We start from the raw sequence: 6156 nt of genomic DNA on the forward strand, positions 1-6156 counted from the left end.
TCAGAAAGGAGTAGCACATGAGTCGATTCCCAAAAGAAAGTAGCAAGATTGAGATTCAAAGTTTCAAACATAATGGCAGCTTACACAGAGTTTGGGAAGAAACGCTCGTGCTTAAATCGACGGAAGAAGAATTGATTGGGTTCAATGACCGAATCATGGTCAGCGAATCGGATGGTCGTCAGTGGCGGACACGAGAACCCGCGATTTGTTATTTTTCGACAGAACTCTGGTTTAATGTAATCTGTATGATTCGAGAGGACGGAATCTACTATTACTGTAACTTAGGGTCACCTTCGACGTTTGATGAAAAGGATCGAGCAGTCAAGTACATTGATTATGATTTAGACATTAAGGTATATCCGGACATGTCGTATATGATTTTGGATGAAGATGAGTACGAAAAACATCGCCGGGAAATGAACTATCCGAAAGCGATCGATCGTATTCTGAAGGACAACGTCCAGATTTTAATCCAGTGGATTCGAAGTCGCAAGGGTCCGTTCAATCCGGCATTCGTTGAAACGTGGTATCGTGAATATGAAACAAGATATCGGAGATGATGGTTCGCCATCGTCTTTTTTTAGTGGAAAGAAGGGAAACACATGAGTAAAGCAAAGCAAAAACAGTTAAAAAAGAAGGGTTCCATCAGACGGTACATGGAATTCGTCAAGCCGTATAAAAAACAAATCCTCTTGACGGTGTTCGTCGGGATCATCAAATTTTCGATTCCGTTAGGGTTACCGTTGTTGTATAAGTACATCATCGATAATCTCTTAACCGATAACACGGTGCCGCTTGCAGAGCGAAGTAAGGAACTGGCGTATTTGATTGGAGCGGGGTTCTTCGTTTTCCTCGTTGTTAAACCACCACTCGAATTCGTCCGTCAGTATTTAGCACAGTGGTCGGCGTCGAAGATTTTGTTCGACGTGCGGAACAATTTGTTTGATCATGTTCAGAAATTATCACTTCGGTTTTATTCAAATACGAAAACGGGCGAAGTCATTTCCCGAATCATCAATGATGTCGAGCAAACAAAAGATTTTGTTGTAACGGGTCTGATGAACTTATGGCTCGATATGATTACGATCTTTATTGCGATTGCCATCATGTGGACGATCAATCCGAAGTTGACGCTCGTCGCAATCATTCCACTCCCGTTTTATGCCTTTGCCGTGAAGTTCTTTTATGGACGGCTCCGTAGTTTGACGCGTGACCGTTCCGCGGCACTGGCGGAACTACAAGGCCATTTGACGGAACGGGTCAACGGAATGGCTGTCATTCGCAGCTTTGCCCTTGAACCACATGAAAACAGAGCCTTTAAAGGGCAAAATGATGGTTTCTTAAAAGCAGCACTTCGTCAGACGAACTGGAATGCACGGACGTACGTCGTCGTTTCGACGATTACCGATTTTGCACCAATCCTGATTTTTGGTACGGCTGCCTTTTTCGTCTTGAACGGACAGGTGACAATCGGGACGATGGTCGCTTTCATCGGTTATATCGATCGTCTGTATGCACCACTCGGTCGACTCGTCAACTCATCCACGACGTTGACACAGTCGATTGCTTCGATGGACCGAATGTTTGAATTCTTAGACGAACCGTATGATATTACGGAAAAAGCACATGCGAAAGACCCGGTTGATGTCAAAGGGAACGTCCAGTTCGAAGACATCAGCTTCTCTTACGAAGAAGATGGCGAACTGGCAATCAACCGGTTGACGCTTGACGTGCAGGCCGGGGAACGAATCGCCTTCGTCGGGATGTCGGGAGGAGGGAAATCGACACTCGTCAGTCTGATCCCCCGTTTTTACGATGTCTCTTCCGGACGGATTACGCTGGACGGCGTCGACATCCGTGATTTGAAGTTGCGCGGCTTACGCGACCAAATCGGGATGGTCATGCAAGAATCGATTTTATTTAGTGAATCGGTCGAAATGAACATCAAGATGGGGAATCCGGAAGCGACGGACGAAGAAGTGATTGCAGCTGCGACAGCGGCGAATGCACATGAGTTCATCGAACGGTTGCCGCAAGGTTACAAGACGGCGGTCGGAGAACGAGGCGTTAAGCTGTCAGGTGGACAAAAGCAACGTCTGGCGATTGCTCGTGTCTTCTTGAAAAATCCGCCAATCCTGATTCTTGATGAAGCAACGAGTGCACTTGATCTAGAAAGTGAATCGATGATTCAAGATTCGCTTGCCCGTCTCGCGAAAGGACGGACGACGTTCACTGTCGCCCACCGTCTGTCGACGATTACGGATGCCGATAAGATTGTCGTGATTGAAAATGGTCAAATCACGGAGCTCGGTCGTCATGAAGAGTTAATGCGTAAACGTGGTGCTTATTTCGAACTATATGCGATTCAAAACCTCGAGCTCGTCGAATGAAAAAAGGCTATTCCGTTTTTTCCGGAATAGCCTTTTTGTATACTGGATGAACAAGCTTATAATTGTGCGAACGCACGGTTGACGGCGACGATTGTCTCATCGATGTCTGCGTCCGTGTGAGCAGTCGTCAAGAACCACGCTTCATATTTCGAAGGGGCAAGGTTGACGCCTTGTTCGAGCATTAATTTGAAGAAACGACCGAACATTTCGCTATCGGCACGTTCCGCACCAAGGTAGTCAATGACCGTCTCGTCCGTGAAGTAGACCGTCAAAGCGCCTTTCAGTCGATTGACCGTAATCGTGACGTCATGAGTAGCAGCAGCCTCGAGAATCCCTTGTTCAAGCTTTGCGCCAAGACGTTCGAATTCTTCATAGACACCAGGCTGTTCAAGTAACTCGAGGCAAGCGATACCTGCTGCCATCGACGCCGGATTTCCGGCCATCGTTCCAGCTTGGTAAGCGGGACCGAGCGGAGCAACGTGTTCCATGATGTCTTTGCGACCGCCGTATGCACCGATCGGGAGACCACCACCGATGATTTTTCCGAGTGCCGTCATATCAGGACGGATATTCAACAGTTCTTGAGCACTGCCGTATGTGAAGCGGAATGCTGTGATAACTTCATCGTAGATGACAAGTGCGCCATGCTCGTGAGTAATCTCATTGATGGCTTCGAGGAATCCAGGATGCGGTTCGACGATGCCGAAGTTGCCGACGATTGGCTCAACGAGGACACAGGCAACTTGATCGCCCCATTCCGCCATGATTTGACGATAGGACTCGATGTCATTGAAAGGAGTCGTGATGACTTCTTTTGCCGTCGCTTTCGTGACACCGGCAGAGTCGGGAGAACCGAGAGTCGCTGGACCGCTCCCTGCCGCAATCAACATTAAATCCGAGTGACCGTGGTAACATCCACTAAACTTGACGACCAGTTCGCGTCCTGTATACGCGCGTGCGACACGAATCGTCGTCATGACAGATTCCGTTCCAGAGTTCGTAAAACGAACCTTTTCCAGAGAGGGAATTGCTTGTTGGAGCTTATGTGCAAAATCGATTTCTAAACGATGCGGAGTGCCGTATAAAAGACCGTTTTGTGCCGCATGTGTAATCGCTTCTGTAATATGTGGATGCCCGTGTCCTGTGATGATTGGTCCATAGGCAGCTAAGTAATCGATATAACGATTGCCATCGACATCGTAAAAGTAAGCACCTTCTCCGCGTTCCATATAAACGGGAGCACCGCCTCCGACGGCTTTAAAGGAGCGGGATGGACTGTTGACACCTCCGACGATGCATTTTTGGGCAACATCGTATAACGCCTCAGAAGTCGGGCGTGTAGAATGGGTTGACATGGGTGATTCCTCCAATCGTTGATGCGTGAAAAATATCACGATATGATTGTATCACAGACGTCAAATCAGGAGCAGAGCCGTTGACGGACACGAATAATGTAGGTAGACTAATTATAAAGATTACAATCTAATAATCAATGAAAGATAGAAATGAGGGGATGGACGTGGCTAACGAAATGCTGGATGACGCAGTACGCTCTTTACGAGAATCAGGCGTTCGCATGACACCACAACGTCACGCAATCTTGGAATACTTGACGACAGGACATACGCATCCGACGGCAGATGACATCTATCGTGCGCTCGAACATCGTTTTCCAAACATGAGTGTGGCGACAGTTTATAATAATTTACGTGTTTTCCGTGAAAAGGGAATCGTTGAAGAAATGAACTACGGAGATGCCTCCAGTCGTTTTGATTTCGTTACGACGCGTCATTACCATATGATTTGTGAAGGGTGCGGAAAAATCGTTGATTTCAATTATCCCGTACTTGATGATGTTGAGACCGTTGCGGCACATTTGACTGGTTTTAAGGTCGATCGTCACCGTCTTGAAGTGTACGGGACATGCCCGGAATGCCAATCCAAGGTACAATGAAAACGAGCTTCCTTTAGCGGGGAGCTCGTTTATTGTGTTTATTGTATTTTTCGTCAAATTCTTTTCCTGCGAGTTCTGGGTCCATCGTGAGTGGTTCGTCACAATGCATACATAAATCGACCCGACCGAGGACTTTCGTTTCCTTTCCACAGTTCGGACAGGTGACGACAGCAGCTTTTGTCGAAGTTAATCCGATTAGGAAGTATAACGCCGTACTCGCCAAGACCATGACGAAGCCGAGTAACATGAGGATGACCATGATGATTTCGAATTTTTTTAATAGAAGGCCACCATACATAACAAGCATTCCACCAAAAACGAGGAACATCGCTAAGTTACGTGCGCGGTTTATTTTATTCTTACGTTGTTTTTTCAATTTGAATTCCCCCTAACGACAGTCTAGCATAATGTAGTGGATGTCCTGAAGAAGGAAACATTGAATTTTTGTCGAAAATGGTAACGGATGAGTATGAGTGAAGAAGGGTGAGAATGAAATGGAGCAAGCAACGAGAACGATCTATTCCGAGTACGCGGCCTATCGGGAAACACAAGGAATCATCGCAGTTGAAAAACGGCAACCGAAAGACTCATTGACAGATCAATTTGATACATTATTATTGGTCGTTACGCGTGATCCCTCCATTGAATGGACAGTGAAACATTATCGTTTGGATACACTTAAAGTATCACTTCATCTCGTTCATGAAGATGTATTGTCACGGTGGATTGTGTTGAATGCGAATCGAAGAGCGGTCCACTGGATATCAGAAGGTACGATTATCTTCGAACGGAATGACTATTTGACGGATTTGAAAAGACGATTGTTGAACTTCCCGGAAGCAGAACGCTGTTTGCAAATGTCATTATCGTTCGCGAAGTTGTTACGACGTTTTCAAGACGGACGCAATTTATTTAGTCGTGGAAATCATTATGATGCGTACACGCATGTCCATCATGCGTTACATCACTTGGCCCGACTTTCTGTCCTCGAAAAAGGGGCGCATCCGGAAATAGTTGTTTGGGAGCAAGCGCGACTGGATGATCCGGAAGTATATAAGTTGTATGAACAATTGTTGTTAAGTGAAGAAACACTTGAGTTACGGGTACATTTGGCGTTGATTGGCCTTGAACATCTCCTTCAATCAAAAGTAATGTCTGGCGGAAAGTATCTTTTTGAAGTGATGCGTGAACGAATTACGCCTTGGACGATGCATGAATTGATGGAAGAAGAGCGGTTGCAAGAACTAAAAGTTGATTTAGGTAGTTTGATTGATTTCTTTATCCGAAAAGGGTTAATTCGCATTTCTTATCATCAAACAAAGGGTACTGGTGTTGAGCTCGTCACATATGAACCAATCGTTTGAGCGATTGGTTCATATTTTTTGTGATTGAATCGCTATATATAGAAGGAAAAAGTATTTTAAAGTTTTTTATTAAAATCAGTTGACGTTATTATCTCGAGATAGTATATTAATACATGTCGACAGGGCAACACGCTCTAATCGATAAAACGAATTAAAAAATAAGAAAAAAGGATTGACGATTAAGTTATTCCATGATATCTTATTAAAGTCGCTGAAAACGACACGACGAACTTTGAAAACTGAACGATGAGGCAAAAAACGTATCTTCGGATACAAACAATGAATGAAGCGCAAGCTTCGTCAACGTGACTTTGGTCACACAACGAGCAAGTCAAACACTTTATGGAGAGTTTGATCCTGGCTCAGGACGAACGCTGGCGGCGTGCCTAATACATGCAAGTCGAGCGCAGGAAGCTCGCGGAACTCTTCGGAGGGAAGCAAGTGGAAT

Annotated in this window: 6 protein-coding genes and 1 rRNA gene; 5 read left to right on the forward strand and 2 right to left on the reverse strand. The window is 45.5% G+C overall.

Annotation, left to right across the window (positions count from 1 at the left end; translation table 11 throughout):
- Window positions 1–17 precede the first annotated feature (17 nt).
- A complete protein-coding gene (ntdP, locus tag KNQ04_RS09760; RefSeq protein WP_012369561.1) occupies window positions 18–560 on the forward strand; it encodes a nucleoside tri-diphosphate phosphatase in 543 nt (180 codons plus the stop codon).
- Between the two features lie 42 nt (window positions 561–602).
- Window positions 603–2390: an ABC transporter ATP-binding protein gene (locus tag KNQ04_RS09765; protein ID WP_214850117.1), complete on the forward strand. Its 1788-nt coding sequence runs from the start codon at window positions 603–605 to the stop codon at window positions 2388–2390.
- A 56-nt stretch (window positions 2391–2446) separates the two neighbouring features.
- Here the strand turns inward: KNQ04_RS09765 and KNQ04_RS09770 are convergent, their stop codons facing one another.
- Window positions 2447–3745 (reverse strand): glutamate-1-semialdehyde 2,1-aminomutase, encoded by a 1299-nt coding sequence (locus KNQ04_RS09770; protein ID WP_214850120.1) that lies wholly within the window; start codon window positions 3743–3745, stop codon window positions 2447–2449.
- Window positions 3746–3903: 158 nt separating this feature from the next.
- Between KNQ04_RS09770 and perR the strand changes: the two genes are divergently transcribed.
- Window positions 3904–4344: a peroxide-responsive transcriptional repressor PerR gene (gene perR / locus KNQ04_RS09775; protein WP_251136980.1), complete on the forward strand. Its 441-nt coding sequence runs from the start codon at window positions 3904–3906 to the stop codon at window positions 4342–4344.
- Window positions 4345–4357: 13 nt separating this feature from the next.
- Here the strand turns inward: perR and KNQ04_RS09780 are convergent, their stop codons facing one another.
- Window positions 4358–4720 (reverse strand): YgzB family protein, encoded by a 363-nt coding sequence (locus tag KNQ04_RS09780; RefSeq protein WP_214850142.1) that lies wholly within the window; start codon window positions 4718–4720, stop codon window positions 4358–4360.
- Between the two features lie 118 nt (window positions 4721–4838).
- Here KNQ04_RS09780 and KNQ04_RS09785 point away from each other — a divergent pair, with 118 nt between their 5' ends.
- Both KNQ04_RS09785 and KNQ04_RS09790 read left to right on the forward strand, forming a co-directional pair.
- Complete coding sequence (locus KNQ04_RS09785) at window positions 4839–5708, forward strand: nucleotidyltransferase-like protein (RefSeq protein WP_214850144.1); 870 nt, start codon at window positions 4839–4841, stop codon at window positions 5706–5708.
- A gap of 339 nt (window positions 5709–6047) precedes the next feature.
- Window positions 6048–6156, forward strand: a 16S ribosomal RNA gene (locus KNQ04_RS09790); the annotation flags it as partial.

The organism is Exiguobacterium sp. s193, from assembly GCF_018618755.1.
Lineage (GTDB): Bacteria > Bacillota > Bacilli > Exiguobacteriales > Exiguobacteriaceae > Exiguobacterium_A.